Source organism: Pseudoalteromonas sp. NZS127_1, from assembly GCF_015864295.1.
Taxonomy (GTDB): Bacteria; Pseudomonadota; Gammaproteobacteria; order Enterobacterales; family Alteromonadaceae; genus Pseudoalteromonas; species Pseudoalteromonas arctica.
Window position 1 is genome coordinate 71,525 of the sequence record NZ_JADYXO010000010.1, and the last position, 22,367, is coordinate 93,891.

Annotated in this window: 14 protein-coding genes; 3 read left to right on the forward strand and 11 right to left on the reverse strand. The window is 40.0% G+C overall.

Annotated elements, in window-relative coordinates:
* Nucleotides 1-416 precede the first annotated feature (416 nt).
* A complete protein-coding gene (locus I6F50_RS10945) occupies nt 417-2,483 on the forward strand; it encodes a TonB-dependent receptor (protein WP_165740910.1) in 2,067 nt (688 codons plus the stop codon).
* Between the two features lie 79 nt (nt 2,484-2,562).
* The gene (locus tag I6F50_RS10950) at nt 2,563-3,024 is read left to right on the forward strand and encodes a hypothetical protein (RefSeq protein ID WP_166377515.1); all 462 of its coding nucleotides are present in this window, start codon (nt 2,563-2,565) and stop codon (nt 3,022-3,024) included.
* A gap of 423 nt (nt 3,025-3,447) precedes the next feature.
* Here the strand turns inward: I6F50_RS10950 and I6F50_RS10955 are convergent, their stop codons facing one another.
* The 11 genes from I6F50_RS10955 to I6F50_RS11000 form a co-directional block, all read right to left on the reverse strand.
* On the reverse strand, nt 3,448-4,251 hold the full coding sequence (locus tag I6F50_RS10955; protein WP_166421815.1) for a heme ABC transporter ATP-binding protein: 804 nt from the start codon (nt 4,249-4,251) through the stop codon (nt 3,448-3,450).
* A gap of 3 nt (nt 4,252-4,254) precedes the next feature.
* Nucleotides 4,255-5,307, reverse strand: coding sequence for an iron ABC transporter permease (locus I6F50_RS10960; RefSeq protein WP_197119013.1), 1,053 nt, complete (start codon nt 5,305-5,307; stop codon nt 4,255-4,257).
* Between the two features lie 2 nt (nt 5,308-5,309).
* Complete coding sequence (locus I6F50_RS10965) at nt 5,310-6,230, reverse strand: hemin ABC transporter substrate-binding protein (RefSeq protein WP_197119014.1); 921 nt, start codon at nt 6,228-6,230, stop codon at nt 5,310-5,312.
* 612 nt (nt 6,231-6,842) lie between these two features.
* Complete coding sequence (locus I6F50_RS20310) at nt 6,843-7,487, reverse strand: M20/M25/M40 family metallo-hydrolase (RefSeq protein ID WP_231613008.1); 645 nt, start codon at nt 7,485-7,487, stop codon at nt 6,843-6,845.
* Nucleotide 7,488: 1 nt separating this feature from the next.
* Nucleotides 7,489-8,049: a M20/M25/M40 family metallo-hydrolase gene (locus tag I6F50_RS20315; RefSeq protein ID WP_331458723.1), complete on the reverse strand. Its 561-nt coding sequence runs from the start codon at nt 8,047-8,049 to the stop codon at nt 7,489-7,491.
* A 72-nt stretch (nt 8,050-8,121) separates the two neighbouring features.
* Nucleotides 8,122-8,934: a bifunctional 2-polyprenyl-6-hydroxyphenol methylase/3-demethylubiquinol 3-O-methyltransferase UbiG gene (locus tag I6F50_RS10975; RefSeq protein WP_197119016.1), complete on the reverse strand. Its 813-nt coding sequence runs from the start codon at nt 8,932-8,934 to the stop codon at nt 8,122-8,124.
* Nucleotides 8,918-10,645, reverse strand: a complete 1,728-nt coding sequence (locus tag I6F50_RS10980) for an AMP-binding protein (RefSeq protein ID WP_331458724.1) — start codon at nt 10,643-10,645, stop codon at nt 8,918-8,920. The genes I6F50_RS10975 and I6F50_RS10980 overlap by 17 nt, the downstream gene beginning before the upstream one ends.
* Nucleotides 10,642-12,678 carry a condensation domain-containing protein gene (locus tag I6F50_RS10985; protein ID WP_197119017.1) on the reverse strand — a complete coding sequence of 679 codons (2,037 nt, stop codon included), beginning with the start codon at nt 12,676-12,678 and terminating at the stop codon, nt 10,642-10,644. Before I6F50_RS10985 ends, I6F50_RS10980 begins: the two co-directional genes overlap by 4 nt.
* Nucleotides 12,679-12,716: 38 nt before the next feature.
* On the reverse strand, nt 12,717-14,387 hold the full coding sequence (locus I6F50_RS10990) for an amino acid adenylation domain-containing protein (protein ID WP_197176226.1): 1,671 nt from the start codon (nt 14,385-14,387) through the stop codon (nt 12,717-12,719).
* Between the two features lies 1 nt (nt 14,388).
* A complete protein-coding gene (locus I6F50_RS10995; RefSeq protein WP_197119019.1) occupies nt 14,389-14,601 on the reverse strand; it encodes an MbtH family NRPS accessory protein in 213 nt (70 codons plus the stop codon).
* Nucleotides 14,594-20,788 (reverse strand): non-ribosomal peptide synthetase, encoded by a 6,195-nt coding sequence (locus tag I6F50_RS11000; protein ID WP_197119020.1) that lies wholly within the window; start codon nt 20,786-20,788, stop codon nt 14,594-14,596. Before I6F50_RS11000 ends, I6F50_RS10995 begins: the two co-directional genes overlap by 8 nt.
* Nucleotides 20,789-20,918: 130 nt before the next feature.
* On the opposite strand from I6F50_RS11000, the gene I6F50_RS11005 reads away from it, so the two are divergent.
* Nucleotides 20,919-22,256, forward strand: coding sequence for a salicylate synthase (locus I6F50_RS11005; RefSeq protein WP_197119021.1), 1,338 nt, complete (start codon nt 20,919-20,921; stop codon nt 22,254-22,256).
* Nucleotides 22,257-22,367: the final 111 nt, after the last annotated feature.

Genomic DNA, 22,367 nt, shown 5'->3' on the forward strand with positions numbered 1-22,367 from the left:
TTAACGAATTAAATTGCACTATACGTCGTTAAAATTTTTATTTGAAACAAATAGATAAAAAATTTGTCTAGGACCTGTTTATCTTTCGAGGTTAAATTTTCAGCCGTATGCTTGGTATTTAGGCAAGGCTGAGCTTATGTAGTGTGGTTATTCCCCATAAATAGGCGATAACGTTGAATAAATGTCAAATATGCGCTGCCAGTAGGGTAACGCAGGAGCCGTTACCAAGCCCACTAGGTTACAAACCTCACGCCGCGATTAAATCGCCCTAGATTGAAATAACAGCCAAACCACCTCTCTACTGATTAACAATTAAGTTAAAAATACAACATTAATTAACTTTAGTGTTGTATTTTAATACAATTGAATATAGCATTGAAAACAATTATCATTTACATTTACAGAAGGGAGTACCTGTGAAATTTAAGGATGTTTTAATCCCCCTCGCAGCACTTACATCTACTACAGCTTTAGCTAATACTGATAACAATGACGCAGTGGATCAAATGACCGTTATTGAAGTTACTGGAGAGTTATTATCAAGAAGTCTACTACAAAGTGGTAATAGCGTTGTTGTTTTCGATAGTAAAGAACTTGAAAGCCGCCCCGAATTAAGAACCGTAAGAGACGTACTAAGCGAAATTCCAAACATCACAATGGTCACTGGTACTGGTAAAGCTCCAACAGTAAGGGGTATTGATGGTACTGGAGCTGCAGAAAACGCGAATGCATTTTTTGCAGGCAGCAGAGCACGCTTAAACTGGCAAATTGATGGTCGTTCAGCTACTTATAACGAAATAGTTTTTGGCGATTTAGGTATTTGGGACCTTGAACAAATTGAAGTTCTCAGAGGGCCACAAAGTACTTTAGCTGGGCGTAATGCAATAGCAGGTACAATACGCGTAGAAACACAAGATCCGACGTTTGAACAAGAGTTCACAATTCGTGCTGAAGGCGGGAATTTAGACCAAAAACGACTTTCAGCTATTTATAATCAACCTCTTTCTGAGCAGTTTTCCTTACGAATTGCAGCAGATCAATTTGAACGTAGTTCATCTGTTGATTATGAATCTTACCCTGGTGTTAAAGACCCAGCTGACATGGAAGGCCGTGCAATTAGAGGGAAATTACTTTATGAGGGCGATGACAAATACGGTACACGCGTTGTTGTCACACTAACCGATAACAAATACAGTGGTCCAAATAGTGAAATCATTGATTATCCATTTGATCAGCGTCGTTCTAACTTTCCGCAACAACCCGTTCATGTTACGCATACTAAAAGCTTAGGCATTGAATACAGCGCATCATTAACTCAACAACTACAGTTAGAGGTAACGGCTTCAGCAACAGACTTTAATTTTGAACGTAAATCTACGCCAGATGGTTCTAAAGCGAATATTGATAACAAAGAGTTTGTGATAGAACCTCGTTTACGCTATCAAGGTGATAACGGCGAACAATGGGTTATTGGTAGTCGCTACTACACTTCAAAACAAGATGATTGGATCCAATTCATTGTAAAACAAAGCTTTACTGATGATTCAGATAATTTTGCAATTTACTCTGAGGGTGCCCTCCCATTTAGTGACAAATTTGAGCTAACGGCAGGTTTACGCTACGAAAAAGAAAATCGCAAACGTGAAGGCGGTGATCCTGATAGAGCGATTGCAAAAATAGAATCTGATAACGACTACAGTGCCTTATTACCTAAGCTTGGGCTCAGCTACCAAGTAAGTGATACGCATATTGTCGGTTTACAATTATCTCGCGGGTATAATGCAGGCGGCGGCGGCATTTCCTTTGGCGCACCAATTGTTAACTATGAATATGATGAAGAGTACGTAAACTCTTTAGAAATCTATGGTCGTCAGCAATGGGCTAATAACAGTATAAGCACATCTCAAAACCTGTTTTATTCGCAATATACAGACATGCAACTACCTTTTGATTTAACACCTGAAAACTCACGTGATGAAGCTTATGTAGTTAGAAATGCAGACGAAGTAACTACTATTGGTTTTGAATTTAATGCCGATTGGCAGATTAATGATCAGTTCAATCTTTATGGTGGTTTTGCACTGTTAGATTCTGAGATCACTGATTATCCAAACTCAGGCCTAGAAGGGAACTCATTACTTACGGTTCCTTCTGCTTCTATGAAATTAGGGACCACATGGCAATCAAATAATTGGGTTGTTAACGTTAGTGGCCAGTACACTGATGGCTGGTATACCAGTATTTCAAACGATGAAGGCGGTAAAACAGACGCTTTTGCGACCTTTGATACAAGTTTGAACTACGTTATCTCTGAGCAAGCTAAAGTGTATCTTTCAGTACGTAATATTTTTGATGAAGATGCTCCTGTTGCATTGTATCCAGGTACAGCACCTGCTGATAGCAATGAACCTGATACTAACTTTGATACAGCAGTATTGACCCAACCAAGAACTATTAGTGCGGGCATACAGTATACATTCTAATCAATCAGATTTTTCCACAGCAAAGCTAAATCATTTGCCGTGGAAAAATCTATAAAATCAATAACAAAGGTTATTAAGTATGACAACAATTAAATACGATAGCAGCCTCTGGCCATTAGCTGTAACAGTAGCAAAGGGGGAGTGCACGCTAGCAATGCACTTAGACTCTTTAATATCATGGGATCGTTGGTTTGATAGAGCTGAAGCATTTATTGTAGTGCGTGTTTATACAGATGAAGCATCCTTACAACACCCTAAAGGGGCGGGTCCTGCAACACAAGAATGGCTTAAAAATGGTGCGGCAGAGAAAATGCTACAACTTGTTCAAGCGATGCTTATCGTTGTTCCTGAGGAGCAATATCAAAAATTGCAGAATATGAGCGTTCAAAAAGCCTTTGGTATACCTGGAGCCGTATTTAAATCACTTGATGATGCTGCAACATGGCTGCAGGCATCAACCAAAGAGATAGCGATACCTGAAAATATTGAATTACAAGATGTAGCTACACTTGTCCACTCTCATTGCGGTAATACCAATTAGCTTAATTAAGTGATCTATTTTGAGGTAAGCAAATCGTGTTAATAACAAGGCAATAAAGAGTTAATCGTCCCTCAAAGGGAAGCGCATGTTTGGTCTTTATGCTGCGTTATCGCCTATTTATGGGCAGTGACCACACTACATAGGCTCTGCCTTACCTAAAAACCAAACAGGCCGCTGTAAATTCAACCACCAAAATTCAACATGCCCTAGTTATACCAATACCAATAAATAGCTGATCTATTTTACTTGCTAAAACAACCCATTTCTTTGTTGTAAATTTCGTAAAGGGAACAACCATTTACATCAATTTACGCCTAGAACTGAATTATTTTTTTTGCGTAAAATTTAGATCACATACTTAATGGAATTGGTATTACCCCTTTATAAAAACACTCAATAATATGTAATCGATACAACTTAAAATCATATATTTGTGAGTGTTTTTTCCGCCACCATAATGTGGGGAAGTACATCTTCAATATCTGTTTGCAGCTTTGCATTAATATTATAAACATTACTTAAATGGCGCTGTGTTAGTACTTCTTCAGGCGAGCCATGAGCAACAACTTTTCCTTTATCAAGCATGTAAATTCGATCTGCAAAGCTCGCAGCAAGTGATAAATCATGAAGAACAGCAACAACTCCCGCGCCTTGTTTTGCGGTTGTAACGGCTTGGTTCATGACTTCATATTGATGATATAAATCTAAGCTAGCAGTTGGCTCATCAATTAATAAATAAGCATTTTTTTGCTGAGTTAAACTTGGCTGTAATTGGCACAATACACGAGCTAATTGAGTACGTTGCTTTTCACCACCAGAAAGCTGAGTAAAGCATTGCTGTGCTAGGTGAGTAATCCCTACGGCTTTCATTGCATCATTAGAGAACTGTTTCAAGGTAGCCTGCGTGCACTGTTCTTGATGACTAAAATGCGCCATATCAACAACTTCATTAACGGTGAAAGGAAAATCTAACTCGTAGCTCTGGGTTAATACCGCCCTTAATTTAGCAAGCTCTAGCAAACTATACTCATTTAACTCTCGTTGATTAATATTTACAGTTCCGCCACTTAACGGTAAATCTCCTGATAATGCTTTCATTAATGATGATTTACCTGCGCCATTGGGACCAATGATAACTACAATTTCATTTGGTTTTACATAAAAATCAATATTATCCAGCAACGTTTTATGTTTAATTTTTACGCTAAGTTGGTTGCCAATTAACATAGTTCACTTTGCTCCTTGGTAAGTTTTTAACAGCATAATCAAAAAGAATGGACCGCCAATAGCACTGGTTATTAGACCAATGGGGACTTCTGCTGGTAGCATTATGGTACGGGCAAATAAATCAGCAAGGCTAAGCATTAATGCTCCCCCTAACATACAAGCTGGTAATAAATAACGGTGATCTGGGCCTAATATTAAGCGCATAATATGCGGTACTATTAAGCCGACAAAACTAATAACGCCCGTAATTGCGACGGCTGCTGCTGTACAAAGTGCCGTATATATAAAAACCTGCTTTTTCAATTTAGTCACATTAATGCCGACATGCTTCGCTTGAGCCTCTCCTAATAAATACACGTTAAGAGGTTTAGATAAACGTAATAAACCAATACAACAACCAATAATAATACCGAGTGTTGGCATTATCATCGCAAGGTGATTTCCCGCCAAAGAGCCCATACTCCAAAATGTTAAATCACGCAATTGTTGCTCATTACTTACCAGTGTTAAGATACCGATAATAGCGTTTACAATCGCATTTACGGCAATCCCTGCCAGTAGTAGGCTAACAATAGTAAAACGCCCATTTTGCGCGCCCAACCGATAGATAAACATGCATACCGCAATACAACTCAAAAATGCCCCTACAGGCACCGCATAGTAGCCTAAGTTGTCGCTAAAATTAGCAAACAAGCTTGTTCCTAATACAATAGTTGCTACTGCACCTAACGCTGCACCACTGGCAATGCCAATCAAGCCAGGATCTGCTAATGGATTTCTAAATAAAGCTTGCATTGCAGCACCGCAGGTTGCTAAACCAGCTCCAACAACCATCGAAAGTAGAATACGAGGAAGGCGGATCTGCCAAATTATAGCGTGCTTAAGCTGATCATCTACCGGCTGGGTTAGCATAAGCATCGTCTCGCGCAGCGTTATCACAACCCCTCCCTGACTTAGGGCAATAAAAAATACCAATATACAAATAATAAACAAAACAGGAATAGATAAAACCCGTATCCGTTGTTGCGCTAATAACCTATTTCCTAACGCCAGCATAGCTATCGCTCGTCCTGTTGTTTTGTGCTGTTTTCAGCTAATTTTAAAAATCTATATTGATAGCCATCCGGCAAGCGTGTTTTAGGATAAAATGCATGCGCTAGTTCTACCGCGGCTTGAGGCGTTCTAGGGCCCATACTTAACAAATAGAGCGCATCAAAATTGTAAATACGTCCATTTTTTATCGCATTTGAATATTTAAAAACAGATAATATTTCAGCGCTTGGTTGCTGATCATTGGCGCCAATTCCCATACTAATAATCACATCAGGATTTAGTGCTAATGCGGCCTCGCTTGAAATCGTCTGCCAGTTAACCATTGTTTGAGCCATCATATTCACTCCACCTGCAATAGTTACCAACTCATCAGCAGTTGTCTCTGCCCCTGCAACCATAAGTTGACTACTGCGGATAACCAAAACCTTAGGTTTAGTACTTGTTTGCTCTAAAATATATGACAAGGCCTTGCGGTCCGCTTGCAAAGAGTCTGCGAGCATATTGCCCTTACTCACAACATTTAATTGTTTGGCTATTTGCTCTATTTTATTTTCAATACGCCAAAAGTTGTCGTTTTCATGCAAGATAACCAAGTTAGCGCCAGTGAGCTTTAATTGCTCAACCATTTTTTTAGGACCAATATCTGATTCAGCGAGGATAATATCTGGATTTAATGACAACACACCTTCAACGCTTATTTTGCGAACATAGCCAATTTGTGGCTTCTGAGTTGCAGCGGCTGGATAAACACTGGTGCTATCAACGCCAACAATGCGTTGTTGTTCACCAAGGGCGTAAATAACTTCTGTTATTGAGCCCCCTGCAACCACTATTCGCTGTGGGTTAAGAGGCTGCGGACTTGCATGTACATAGCTATTAGCAAGTAAAATAACAAACGGAATAAATAAAATAGATGAGAGTTTCATGATGTTAAACTTAAATTACAAATAAAAACAATAACAGTTTTCATTTGCAACTAGTAGCTTTTATTATGATTGTTTTAATGCCCTATAAAATTTAGTTTAACCTCTTAGGTAATAAGGTATGTGAGCTTTCGGAGTTAAATGATTTCAATTTAAAGGCTATTTAATCACGGCGTGAAATGTGTAACCAAGTCACCTCATACGGCCCGCATTACTCTAATGGCTGTATCCTTGTAAGAATAAGTAAAATACTGGGTAACAAAAGGGTTTCATCACCAAGTCAAACCTAAATAGCAGCGAGTGTCATTTATGCTTGCCATCACCTACTTATGGTAAACAATCACACCACATAGGCGCTACCTTGCCAAAAAACCAAACACTCTGCTGCAAACTCAACCTCGAGAAGTAAATTAAAGCTTATTTTCCCCCTGTTTATTTAACCTGAACTCTGGATAATAAATCTATCTCGAGCAGCTATTTTCAGCGCTAACTGTGTTGAATTTACTTGCAATAGGCCAGCTATTGACGCGTAAATTCGCCTTATCTTCACTGAAAATCTCTGGCTAGAGAAAATAAATTTAAATATCAGCATGATTCAATATGTTAGTAAATCTCTTAACCCGTGTTCAGGTTACTTAGTAACTTTTTAAACACCGTAAAATAGATATTTGTTAAATTTCCAAGCTCACTAATATGAACTCGTTCATTTTCTTGATGGATAGTGCCGTTAGTTAAACCAAGTTCAACTACTTGCGGACAAATATCGCTAAAAAAACGGCCATCAGAAGTTCCTCCTGCAGTTGAGGTTTGAGGAAGCAAACCAGTACATTGATTAATGGCTGTTTTGCACTCTTTTATTAGCGAAAGTTTATTTTTACTATTCTCTGCAGAGTAATAAGGGTTGCAAGCATGCGATGTTGTTAGTGAGAAATCATTAGTAGTTCGCGTTACAATATGAGTGACTAAATGAATTAGATCATCTTCACTGTAAGCCTTGGTATAACGAATATTTAAATTAATTATTACAGCGTCAGGTATGACATTATCGCTGCACAGACCTGAGTCAATATGAGTGACTTGCATTGTTGTACCAAGCTGATTGTTATCTCTATTATCCCAATCAAATTTCATTAAATCTTTTACAATGCTACAGGCATGATGGATAGCATTAATGCCTTGAGTCGGATAAGCAACGTGCGCACTTTTTCCATTAACTTGAATGGCAAAACTCAACGCCCCTCTGCGTCCAATTTTTAGCATATCACCGCACTGCTTTATTGATGTCGGTTCTCCAACAATACAAGTCCTGTTTTGCATCTTTAAAGTGTTTTACAATTTCACATGAGCCGAATAAAGCATCGCCCTCTTCATCGCTGGTAATTAAAAACCATAGTCGCCCAACAAAGCGCGCTTCAAGTACTAGCATCTCAGCTGCAACTAAGGCTGCGGCAATACCGCCTTTCATATCTGCGATGCCTCGACCGATCAAGTAATCATTTTTAATTTCACCTGCAAAAGGTGGGGCTTGCCATTTATTAAGATTACCTGTGGGCACAACATCCGTGTGCCCACAAAAACCTAAATCGGGTCCATCACCATTAGATATAACAGCAATTAGATTACTCACCCCATGACTTTCAAATGTATCGACTTTTGCTCCCAGCATTGATAACTTTTTTGCAATCCATGCTTGGCAACCTGCGTCATCAGGTGTTACCGATTCAAATTGCAGTAATTCACGTGCATACTCAATTACTCGACTTTGGTATTCGCTCTTTAACTCAGCCGTTAAAGTAAAGTGTTCATCGATGATAAGGCTCACCTCATAATTAAATAAAGGGTATTAAGGTAGTTTGTTTCATCAACAAGTTAAACAACAAACTCCCAGTAATAACTAATACTTTAAACGCACTATCAACTCACTATTAGCCACATTCATCGCATTTCTTGAAAATAGCAGTGTTAAACATTCATCAATAAACTGATCAACATCATCACCGAGTACAACAGTTTGAGCTGCAAAAGCGGCAGCTCGTAATGCTTTTTTTAGACTTTCGGGGTTTTCCCCTCCTGCAACATTGATATTCTCGCGAATAGAAACCACTTCAAATCCTTTGTGTAAAAAAAATGCTGAAACATCTTCAAGAGAATGTTGAAACATAGCTAAAGGGGCATCTTTCAATCTGTCCTTCCATTTGGGACTCATAAATACTTCCTGTAATGTATCCCTTAATAAAAATCCCTCTGTGTTTGGCTGACTGCAGCTCCACTGTATAGCAATACATCCACCTGGTTTTACCGCTGCTGCCATTTGTTCAAGCGTATGAGTTGCATCTTTGAGCCAATGAAGCATCCAAAAACTAGTCACCAAATCATATATATTTGGCTTTAATACTAATTGCTTCGCATCACACACATTCGCATTAACAGGCAAATCATTACATCGCTCAATAGTTTTACTTATCATTGATTTTGAAACATCAGTAGCGTCAACACTCCACCCCCTATGCGCAAGTTCAGCAGCTAAGCGACCACTACCACAACCAATGTCAGCAGCAAGGCCAGCAATATTATTTTTATATAAATCTGTTTTTTTAAGTGCCTGTAAGGCCTCTAGAAATTGGCCATCATTAGCTTGCTCATATTCATCAGCCAGCCATTGTGGTGCATCTTCTAATGGTAGTTGTGTATCATTTATTTGAGTCATATTGTTTGTATTCCTTGATTTGTTGTTTATTAAGATCAAAATTAATTTTTTCTGATAATTTTTTACGAGCAATTTTACCTATAACGGTTAATGGGATATGTTCAACATACGCCACTGTATCTGGCAACATATAGCGTGCAACACCTTGTGCCGCTAGGTATTGCCTTACGTCTTTGAGTGCTAACTTAGGCGAATTTGGGTCTTGCGAAACGATAACTGCGCATGTTCGTTCACCGAGTTGTTCGCAAGGTAGTCCCACAACAGCAACATCTTTTATGCCATGATGGCAGGCTAAATGAGCTTCTAATGTTTCAACCGAAATAGTCTCTCCACCTCGGCGAAGAACCTCTTGGATTCGGCCTTCAACAATAAGGTGACCACTGCTTAGCCGCCTTACCTGATCCCCAGTACGGTAATAACCTTCAGTAGTAAATGATTTTTGATTGGCCTGCTCGTCTTTATAATAACCACGGATTGTATATGGACCTCTGGTCAACAGCTCGCCACACTTTCCCTTTGCAACATCCTGGCCTTGTTCGTCCACCACCCTAACTTCATCCAAATCAGATAATGGACGTCCTTGAGTCTTGAGTTTTAAAACACTAGGATCTGAATTACGAGTGAAATTAAGAAGTCCTTCAGCCATGCCAAACACTTGTTGTAAATTACAATTAAGTTCATTACCGATTCTGCGAGCTGTAGCTTCATCAAGTTTAGCACCGCCAACTTGTAATAAATCAAGACACGCCGTTGGAGGTGTTACTAATGCAGCATAATTAAGCCAAGTTTTCACTAAAGTCGGCACTAACGCTGTCACCGTAACCCCTGCTTTTTCAATATACTCAAATGCAATTTCAGGACTCGGCACTGGACACATAACTACCCCAGCTCCCACTTCAATCGCACCTAAAATACCTGGGCAAGCTAATGGAAAATTATGCGCCGCTGGTAATGCAACAAGATAGCGGTCTTGTGAACTCAATTCACAAAGCTTAGCACTGGCTTTTATATTGTAGAGGTAATCTCTATGTGTTCTTGGAATTAACTTCGGTATTCCTGTTGTACCGCCTGAGCATAATAATAAAGCCATTTCAGCAGGATCCGCTGCGAGACCAGGAAACTCAGGTGCTGTCATTTGAGCTTCAGTTTCCTTAGTAAACTCTAGTAAAGATAATATTGACGGATGCGGTTTTAAATCTAGGCCATCTACAACAACATGTTTAAGTGTTGGGACTGTATTAAGTAGCTCATTGGCAAATGCATGACAATCGAAACTAATCGATTGTTCACTAACAAACCAAGCACGTGCTTGTGTTAATTTCACAAAATGCAAAATTTCACGTTGTCCATGTCCAGGTAACGCCATGACAGGAATAACGCCTAGCTGGAGTAAAGCGAAAAAGGTTAATACAAATGCATTATTATTACCCATTTGCATCACCACTTTATCACCTCGCCCAAGACCAATACTGTGGCAATGCTCTACTATATTATTCACAACAGCGCTTATTTCTTGGCCTGTCATCTGTTGCCATTCACCAGATTGAAGGCCGGGGCCGCTGAGCAGAATAACATCAGCATATTGCTTAAGTTTTGCAGTTAACCAATTTGCAAAGTTTTCATTTCCCCACACCCCTTGCTCTTTGTATTTTCTGCTTATTTCTTCTGGCCAAGCATATAACCCGGCTTCGGTAGGCACAAACTCAGTCACAGTGCCCCCTCCATTTCCAATTCAGCACTGAGTGCGTCATCATCTAAATCTAAGATTTCACAATACACTTGAGCAATTTGTAATACTTCTTCAGCATCGGTCGAGCCAGTAATTGAAGCGGCAATGCCTGCAATAGAAGGTGAACTAAATAAGCTTTTCATGTCTATCGAATTGGATCCGAAGATTTCCCTAATTTGCGCGATTAACGAACTTGCTAAAACAGAATCCCCACCCGCAGCAAATAAGTTTTGATGAATATTACTACCATCCCCCCCGATCACTTCATGCCAAATAGAAGCTACCACACGAACTATTGGCATACTTAACGAGGTTTCATCATGTTCTACATTTTTAGTAATTACTGGCTCTTGAGTCTCAGCAACGACTCTATTTTTGGGTAACGTATCACCAATATGCGTATCCCAATAATCTGGCTCAGTGACGAGGTTCACCACGGTATTACTGAAAAAATCAAACATTGCATCGAGCACACCATCAACAAAAGCATCCTCTCGACAATCCCAATTAATTAAAATACCACCATCAAGTTCAGTTACTTGCGCATCAAGTAATACCTGTGGCCCTTGAGAAATAATCCAAATAGGATCCCCAAATACTCGGCGCACATTTGCATCAAATAACTCACCTAAATTTAATGCGCTTGTAAATACAACAGGCGCTGTTACTTGCTGCCCACGTGCACGCCCTAAATCTCTTAAAACATGAACTCCACCGTAGTCTGCGCGCGCTGCTCCCTCGTGCATACTAGATTGAACATCACGCGCTCGTGTCACAAAAGTTGCAGTCGGGCCAGTATCAACATCGAGGAGTATTGAACTACTAAAGTCGCCTACCACCTCTTTAATATTAGGGCCTGCGAGTGGACGTTGAAATAAAGGAACATTAAGAATAAAACGCGGATCTTTGCTCCATCCAGCCAGGGTTTCTGCCAGCACGGTTGCTAACACCACTGATGGGGTTAATCCGTACTGACGACATTGCGCATATAATTGTGCTTTACGCTGCGGATCAATATTAAAATGGCGACGTGTTGTAATAGGGTGCTGCGATGAAGCTGCTTTTAAAGGTAGTAATGGGCCATTGGGTAAAGAAGCTAGCTGTGTTTGCCACCACATTCCTGAGCTTTCTTTTATTGACTCCCAATTATGCTCAATGGCCATTCGGCAATCTTTATAACTCATTGCTAAATCAGCAAGTTCTACATCGGGGTCATCGTATAACAGTGCAAGATCACGCAGTAGCGTGCGATAACTAACGGCGTCTGCAGCTATCATATCAATGTCTAAATGCAGGCGACTGTTACCATTTTCTAATAAGCTTAAAGCGACCGCAAATACTTCTCCTGACTCAATATCTAACATTTGTGATGAATAGGTCGAGCGATACTGCTCTAGTAACTGCTGCGCAACATCAGTAGGTTTATCCCGTAAATCATTAAAGGTGACATGCACTGTATTATTACTTGGATTATGTATTTGCTGTCCGCTAGAGCATACCTGTAAACGCAACGAGCTATGACGTTGAACAAGTTTCTCTATTGCTAGCGTCAAACGGGCTAAATCTAATGGCTGTGACTTATCATTGATTGCCGACAACTCAAATTCACAATACAGATGCGCTGATACCCCCCCAAGCGGTTGATTAACATCACGTCCTAACCAATAGGCATACTGCATAGGCGCAAGTGAAAAAGGCGCATGAGGAAGTTTCCCGATTTTTATTTTTGGGACCCCAAAGATAGTGTCTTGTGTATTATCAGCGAGGCTGGCAGCCGATACCCTAAGATACTCAACCCATGCCCCCACGAATGGTTTTTTAGCTAAATCTGCAAAGTTAATATCATAACCAGCCGCTCGCCAAGTTGACACTAAGTTCATTAATGTGATCGAATCAAGTCCTGCTTCAATCAGGTTACATTCTGCTGATACAGCACCTGGCTGTAAATTTAACGTATTACTAACGACAGCAAGTACATCTTCTAATAGCGAGGCTGAATTACTATTTTTATTCATTTGGGTAGTTTCCATTCTTAATGTTTGTCTTTACCAAATCATGTTGTTGACTTGGCGAGGATGTCTTGTTGCTTCAAACGCAGCAGCTCTAGCCGCTGTTGATGCAAAGAAGAAGTACTTTTTTGATTTGCTTGCCACTGCATAAGTAACGCTTTTTCATCCAGTTTTCCGTTTACTGTTAGCGGGAATTTTTTAAGAAATAGAAAGTCTGAAGGTAAATAGTGAACAGGGAGATGCTGAGATAGATAATTTCTCAATGTTGCTATTGGTTGTGCGGTAAATGATTCCTCTGTCGCGATTAAAATAGCAATTAAGCCATCTGATAAACCACTGTCGAGGCATGGTTTTGCTATCACGGCTGCTCTTTGTATCTTTGCATGTGATTCTAAAACAACTTCTATTTCACTCGGCTCAATACGAAACCCCCTTACTTTCAATTGCCTGTCTGCACGACCAATATAAAAGAGTTGACCATCAAGTTGCTTCGCTAAGTCACCCGAACGATACATCCGCTTCCCAGTATGAAAAGGACTGGCAACAAATCGCATCGCGGTTAGATCAGGGCGATTGATGTAACCGAATGCCACTTGATCTCCTGCTACATAAATTTCACCAATTTCACCATCAGCCACTTTTTCTAAATTTTCATCAAGTAAAAGCACCTCCAAACTAGGTAGCCCTTCACCTATTGGACTATTTTCAGTGCCACAAAGTGAATCACTTAGTGTTAGCCATGTTACGTGCACCGTTGTCTCTGTGATCCCGTACATGTTTATCAATTGCAATGTTTCGCAAGGGTAAAGCTGCCACCATTTTTTTACTTTATCCAAATTAAGTGCTTCGCCACCAAAGACTACTTTGCGCAAGCATAGTGGTTGCTCACTCATTTTTAGAGCCTTACTTTCTGCGTCAATTAAGGCATAAAATGCTGAAGGCGTTTGATTAAGAATAGTGACCTTTTCTGCTCTCAAATATTGCACTAAGGCGTCTGGTGACCAAATTACACTTTTTGGAATAATCGTTAGCTTGGCTCCTGTGGTCAAGGCTCCCCACACTTCCCACACTGAAAAATCAAAAGCCAGTGAATGAAACAAAGCCCAAACATCGGTATGTGTTGCATCTAATAAAGGCATTGCCGCATTAATTAAGGCCAGAACTTGCTGATGCCCTACAACAACTCCCTTAGGGTTTCCCGTCGACCCTGAAGTAAAAATAATATAAGCGAAAGCACCAGCGGCTCTGTAAACAGGTTTCTCGTGCTCATCTGGAACAAAGTTAAATTGGTCCTCGACAAACAACAAATGACTCATAGCTTTAGTAAGTGAATCGTTCCCCCAAAGCGTCATGCTCAACTCTCGCTGAGTAACAATTGCGCTAGGCTGACTACAAGTAATTATCCAATCGATCCTTTCTTTGGGGTAGTCGGGATCAATCGGCACATAGCACGCTCCAAGTTGCAATATTGCTAACACGTGAATAATTTGCTCACAGTTTCTAGGCAATATTAAAGCCACGCAGTTTCCTGTACGAACACCACTTGCATAAAGTCGATGTGATGCCAACTCCGCTTTTTGTTTAAGCGCTTTATATGTCAAGGAGCTATGTTCATCACTAACAGCGATGCGATTAGGGTGCATAACGGCTTGTTCAGCAAAGGATTGATACAGGCATGCTGTACCTGCTGGCATCCCTTTGTTAATCTGCTCCATATTAATTTCCATCCATCTCTATGAGTGATTTAGGACGTAAATCTGTCCAATTATCATTTAGCCAACTCAAACAAGTATCACGTGTTTGAGGGCCAAAAACCGGCTCCCAACCAGAAGGAATAGTTAATACTTCAGGCCATAACGAATACTGTTTTTCATGATTGATAAGGACTACAAATGCCATTGATTCATCATCGAAAATATTTTCACTCATGATTTAACTCCAAAGAGACTGTTGATAGGGGGTTTAATTCGCTGTTATTAAGTTGCGCAGAATTTGCGGCTTCATGACTGAATTTGTTACAACTATCGACAAGTGCTTGCAAATAGAACTCAAAATCAGTTAATAGCTGAGCGCTACGTTTTTTGCCCACTGCATGCGGGTCAAAGCTCAAACGGATCTTGGTTGTTGCACCTGGGTAGATAAATAAAGCAGCGGCTTGGCCAACCGAATCTTGCCACTTAACATCCTTTAATCCTGCCAATGCAAGCCCTTGAGATGAATCGACTTGTTTAATTGGCTCTGCGGTTTGTGTATCCGCATCAAGGGCATTTTCAATAACTAATAAAGTATCAAAAAATTCACCAAAACGATGAGTCGCTTCCAAATTATCCAACCTAACCGGAGCTAACGCTTGCCATTCAAATTGTTCAGTTTGCAACTGCTGCAACAACGCAATTGGACTACTCAAAGAACCGGTCTTAATCCGTATTGGTACTAACTGAGTAACCAACCCAACAAGCGTTTCAATACCTGCTAACGACGCTGCACGACCAGAATCAAATAAACCAAATACGACATCGTCCTGATTAAGTGCATTACCCACTGTTTTAGCCCATGCCAATTGAAATAGCATGGCCGTAGATACATTAATCTTTGCAGCTAATGCTTTAATGTCTGCATTTACAGCAGCACAAAGCACACTAGATAATTCTTGTGAAGGAAATCGTTGTTGTCTTGTCGGGCATAATAATGAAGGGGCTTTGAAACCATTCAGCGCTTTATTCCAATATTGACAAGCTATTGTCGGATCTTGTTTTTGTAACCAATCAAGATATTGACCCCAATGTAAATCTGGATAAGCTAAAGTGGCTTCAGCACTCATTCCACCAAGCCACTCTTGCAAAATTCGAGGGGCTGACCAACCATCCAGCAGTAAGTGATGACAATGAATCAAAATTAGCCACTGACTATCACTTATACGTATAGATAAAAATCGCATGAGTGGCGGAGCATCAAATTCAAAGCGATATTGGTACCATGCTGTGCGATGCTGCACTAACAATGCTTCATATTGCTCACTTGGTTCACCACGTAAATCTAAAGTTTCCCATGCAGGCTCGAGTATATCGGCAGTAAAGGTAGAAAATGTTTTCATAAAAAAGCCTGATCTTAGCGCGTCATGACGGCGCAGAAGATCTGCGGCCCCTGCTTTTAAAGCACTTTCAGATATTTCTGGGGTGTGTTGATTAGAAAGAGTTATTTCCATTTGTGTTGTCCATGGATCTGTTAGTCCATGACAGTGGCGAAGCATTTCAACTTGCAGTGGCGTAGCTGGCTTAATTGTCAAATTATTACTACCAACAAGACCTTGTGCTTGTAGCTGTTGTTGTTCTTCAATAAAACAGTTGTGTAGTTGATGAAAAAGCTTATTTAACTCAGCTTTAAATCGTAGTAGATCACTATGGTGCAATTCGCTACTAGGTGTTATCGCATTAAAGTGAAGTGTTTTTATCCCTTTTTTATGGCAGTAGTAGGCTGTTAAATCTAAAGAATTTAGTAACGGCCAGTGATCGGAGCAAGCTTCAGTGAGCTGCTCAAGAAGCGGAGTTACTGACCATAAATCTGAATTGGAGGATAAATTTAAATCACCAAGAAAATTAAAACCGACTAACCAACCATTTACACTTTGTTGAGCAGGCGCGACACCATTTGATGATACAAAAGGAGAGTCTTGCTGAATAATTTGACCACACCATTTACGCAACACTGTTTCTATCAACTGGCTCGACATTTCATCCGATTTAGTCTTTAAAACATCACTATTGAGAGCCACATAAACTTCACGGGCAAACCAGCCAATGGTCCTGCTTAAATCTTGTGTTGGTTCCTGTATTTCTCGACCATGCCGCTCTAGTACCAAGGTAGGACAGCGATTATCTACAGCTGGTTTTAATTTTGATGTAATGGCAGCTAAGCAACTTATAGCAGGTAATAAACTAGCCAGCGGAAGCCCTAACCTACGAGCGACAGTTAATGCAGGACATGTTTTATTATAAGGTTCCAAGCTCCAAGTTAATGTGTGAGCACTTGCCAACGTTCCCAAATTGGTTGAATTTGGCGCAGGTATATACTGCTGGCTTAATTTATTTATATGATTGGACCAACTACGCCATGATGTTGGTACGGGAGGTAATTCAAGTTTTTCATTATTCACTTGCTGATTTCGGACAATCGCAAGGTCTTCAGCCAAAATATGCCATGATGAGGCATCTATGACTAAATGGTTTATGGCAAACCAAGCCCTTTGGTTATTATTTTCATTTTCTTTAACTAACAATACGGCAACCATAACACCGTTTTTAGGACTTAAATTACTGCATAGTTGTTTTGCCAACTCAGCTGCTGATAATACACCTGAGTTTTCTAAAGTGGGTAAATCAGTATTTTCAGAATACACTCTATACTTATCATCATCACACTGTTGATAAGTTTGCTCACAATAAATAGTTTGGGTATTTTCAACCGGAACATTTAGGGATAACTCCCCCGTACCCGATTGTACCAATTGAGCTCGCAACAACCCATGGCGATTAAGTAAAGCATACACAAGCTCTTTTAGTTCACCAGCCGTCATACTTTCAGGCACTACTACACTTGCTAGTTGTGCAAATCGATCAAGCGGTGTCGCTGCATTAAGGTAGCGCTGCATTAATGAAGTTGAAGTAAGCTGACCTTTATCATTACTATCGTGGCTAACCGTTTTACTATTTTGACTGTCTCCTAGGGGATCAACTTCGTGTAATTCTTTAACCAAATTCGCAATGCATTTTGCATTAAATACTTGACGAGGAGTAAGGTGGATCCCTTCTCGACGAGCGCGACTGACTAATTTCACCACTGAAATACTATCGCCACCCACTGCAAAAAATCCATCGTCAATGCCTATTGTCTCAATCCCTAAAACGTCACACACTAAACTACATAGCTTTTTCTCCAGTTCATTGCGAGGGGCTCTTTTGGCAATAACACCTAAATCATCAGGTATCGACAGCGCTTTACGATTAATTTTTCCATTAGGTAATTTAGGTAGTTTTTTATTAATTACAAAATACTTGGGGACTAAGTGAGGAGGTAGAGCTTGCTCACATACATAGCGAAAGCGGGCTATTAAGTTTAAATTAGCCTCTTGATTATCGCTTAGTTGCTCAATTTCATTTTCAATATAACAAATTAACTCCATCGCACTTTGAGTAACCGCTCTGGCAATCACAGCGCAAGGACATTTAATTAACAGCTCAATGGTTGACTCAACTTCGAGCGGCTCAACACGAAAACCTCTAATTTTTACTTGCTCGTCTATACGGCCAATGTATTCAATATTTCCTTGAGTTGTCCATTTGACTCTATCACCACTTAGGTAAAGTCTTTCACCTTGTTCAGAAAAAGGATTAGCAATAAACTTGCTTGCTGTTAAATCACTACGATCAAGGTATCCTCTTGCTAATCCAGCACCAGCAATTGCAAGCTCACCATGCACCCCTAAAGGCGCTAATTGCAAGCAACTATCTAAAACATAAACTTGCCCTCCTGCAACTGGCCCACCTATTACCGGCTTTTCAGCGGCATTGGTTTTAGCAATCATTGCATCCACTGTTGCCTCTGTCGGGCCATATAAATTAAAGCCCAACGTACCAGGCAGGCTCTTTATACGTTGCCAAAGCTCTTGTTTTACCGATTCACCACCAAAACCCAATATTGCAGGTGTGTGAGGTTCAATAAATTGCCCATTGGTATCTGTAAGTCCTGACTGTAACCACGGTAATACTTCATCTAGCATACTGGGAGTTAACTCAATAAAATCCATTTTTTTAAGCATTATCTCTTTGGCAAGAGTGACCGCGTCTTGCATCGTATTTGCATCAAATAAATAGACTTTATGGCCTTCAAACATCCACAGTGTAGGTTGCCATGAGGCATCAAAGGCCAAAGACCAAGCATGGCCAACTTTTAGCTGATTATGTTCTACAAGCGCAGAAGCTTCGCTATAGAGATCGTGTTTATGACTAGCAATAAGGTTAACCAGCGAAGCATGTTTTACAACAACACCTTTTGGCTGCCCTGTTGAGCCTGATGTAAACGTAATACAGGCTGGATGAGATGAGCGCAATGGCCGGCATCTCTCTTCGTTTGTAAGATTAAGATCACTATTTTTTACACTTAATGCTTCATTCTCAATAACTAACAAACTGACTGTTTTAGTTTGTAATTCAGTCGCTTTAGCTGATTCAAATGAATGTGTATCACCGTTATTAATTACTATATTTGGCGCCGCCAATGTAAGTACTCGGTTAATGTAATCCTCTGGATAATTTGGATCTATAGGTACAATAGCGGCACCAGCCTTGAGTGTACCAAGCATCACAACGAACCATTCCAACTGACGAGGCATTATTATGGCAACCCGATCCTCTGGCCCAATCCCTTGCGATACTAGCCACCTTGCGACTCTATTTGCTCTTGCATTGAGCGTTAAAAAGCTGAGGTCATGCAGGACGTTTTGTTTTTGCAAAACACTCTTTATCGTTTCACTGCCAACTAACTCAACGGCAGTTCGATTTGGGTATTTACCCACGGTACTCTCAAACCAAGCAACGAGCGTTGTTACTGGGCTTAAAAATGCATCGCGTTGACCCAATTTTATTAATTGATTTTCATCGGGTAATACAGTGGTAATGTTAGCTAGTGCTATATCTGGTTCTTGGACACAGTGTTTAAGTAACTGTAGCAGCCGTTTTAAATGATTTGGTATGGTTTTTGGTCTATATAATGAAGCACGCCAAGTGGCTTGAAACTGAAGACAGTTATCTTTTAATAATGCGTCAAAAGAGAGATCTGTTTGCGTTGTACCATTAAAATACTTTTCCCAATGTACATCTAAGTCATCGATTACCGGTGGAGACATCCCATGGCTTAAGAAAGTCACCATAGTGTCTAATAATGGGTTTTGCGATTCCCCTCGTTTTATTTGTAATTTTTCAAGTAATAATTCAAAGGGTAAATCTGCATGTGAAAAAGCAGCACGACATTGTGTCGCACTATCACGGATCAGTTCACGAAAACAAAGTTTATTATCAACCTTAATCCGCAGTGGAATAACATTACCAAAATTACCTATCAGGTCACTCAGCTCAGGTAGATTACGATGCGAAGCCACTGTCCCTATCGTCACTTCCGAGGCCCTAGAAAGCCGAGTCATTAATAAAGCAATCACCGCAATAATGGCTTCAAAAGTTGTAACTTGTTCTTCTCGTGCTAACGTAAGTAGGGTTTGTGTTGTTGCTTTATCAAGATTATCACTGTGCCAGCCACCATTTTCATTTTGTCTCACTCCCCGAGGAAAATCAGTTGGAAAATCAATAGGCTCAGGTAGCGGTGTAAGCTGCTTTTGCCAGAACGCAACCTGCTCTTTGCTTTGTTCGGAATCTTGTTGCCATTTTTCACGATGCCATTGAGCAAAATCTAAATACTGGATGGGTAACGGAGCGCGTTGTTTAGATTCGCCGCTCTTAATTAGCCTATAGTATGTTGATAATTCATTGGAAAAAATACCAAATGACGCCCCGTCCCAAACAATATGTTGCCCTACCATAACTAAAGTGTGATGACTGTCGGTCATTTTTACGAGAGCAAGTCGAAGTGTACTCTTAGTTGCAAGATCGAAAGGTTCTGTACTTGCATGTTGTGCTATTTCTTTAAGACGTACTTCTCGCGTCTGCTGATCTAAATCTTGTAAATCATATTCACACCACTGCAAAGGAAACTCATCAAGCACTTTTTGTCGAGCACCAACAATAGGGTCTGCATAATAGGAAGTTCGAAAAATACTGTGCCTGTTCACTAATTCAAAACAACTTTGCTGTAAAACACGCGCATCTAAACAACCCTTAAATTGCCACAAGACACAAACATTGTAAGCAGACGAAAGTGGATCGAGTTGATTAAGTAACCACATCCTTTCTTGCGCATTAGAAAGTACATAACTGCTCTCATTTTTTGCTTTTGAAACTGTAAAGCATTGATTTAATGTCGATAAAGAGTCCACATTATTATTCGGCATGATTATTTTTCGAGTTGCCGCCAATTTTCTCGCAAGCTTTAGCCTAAGTGCATTATCCATAAAACAGACCATAAAATACAAATAATAATAATTTGCATTATTATTTACTGTAGTTATTATTGCAACACATTGATTGAAAATTAATCCCGTGTGTATGAAAAATGTATTTTGAAAAGGAGCATAAGATATTATGAAAACTAATTTTTCCAATGAAGGCACAACCCAAAGCGATGAGCAAAATTTAATCTTCGCACGAGCAGCCGCTCTAGCCGACAGTGGTATATTTAAAGAGTATTTAATTTACGAAGATAACGGTGAATGTTGGTTTGCAGGGGGTATTGTTCGATCTATAACAGTATTTGCAACTCACATTGAATCTAATACCTCTGCAGGAAAAACTCAGTGCCAAGTTAACAGCGAAAACCTCTGCCAAGTCCTACAGCAAGAATTAAATACTTGGGATGGTGAATGGCAAGCATGTGGATGGTCTAGTTTTGAATTCGCGTATGCCCTGAAATCACCAGAACTATTAACCGAAGAAGAAAAAGCAGGCCAAGAAGCGTTATTATTTATTTGTGAGCCAAAAATAACGGTATCCCTAGGGAAAAAACCAACACTCATTAAATCTAAATCCAGTGAACTTGAGCAAAAAGTACGCTTAATACTAGAAAATGCAGTTGTACGAGCACACGTTCCTTACAAAAATGTCGAAATACCAGACAATATTAATTATAAAAATGCAGTCAAAAAGTCTGTCGCCAATATCAAAAATGGTTTACTAGAAAAAGTCATACTCTCGCGTAAGGTTCCCCTACATTTTTCTCCCGATTACACTGCGACTTGGCTTCAAGGACGTTCAATGAACACACCGGCTCGTTCATTTACAATGAATTTAGCTGGTTGGAAAATCACCGGGTTTAGTCCTGAAATTGTACTTTCAGTTGATGAAAACCGTAAAGTTACAACAGAGCCGTTAGCGGGTACTCGACGATTAGAAGGTAATCCAGAAACAGATCAAAAAATATTTGATGAGTTACTAAAAGATCCAAAAGAAACCCACGAACACGCAATATCTGTGAGACTTTCAGTTGACGAAATGAATGAAGTTTGTGAACCAGAATCTGTACATGTGCCACAGTTCATGGTTCAAAAAAAGCGAGGTTCTGTGCAACATTTAGCTTCGAGAGTCTGTGGCACTCTAAAAACAGAATATAACGCTTGGCATGCATTCGAAAGCCTATTCCCTGCTGTTACAGCATCTGGTATTCAAAAGCTGGCTGCTTTTTCAGAAATACGACGACACGAAGGCAGTAGCAGAGGGCTTTATGCAGGCGCAATTTTAAAACTAGATCACACAGGCGTTATTGACGCAGCATTAGTTTTACGCAGTGTTATGAGTAAAGGCGATCAGCACTGGTTACAGGCTGGAGCCGGAATTGTACTTGATTCAACACCAGAAAGAGAACTCACCGAAACCAGTGAAAAACTAGCAAGCATTTCACCTTGGGTTGTTGAAAAAAAAAGCTAAATTAACGTAATTCATTAAATAAGGATACTTAATGAATCCTTATTCAGCTAATACCCACTGCTACACATTTTTATAAAAAAAAGTAAATTTATGTAGCAGATAAAAGTTGTT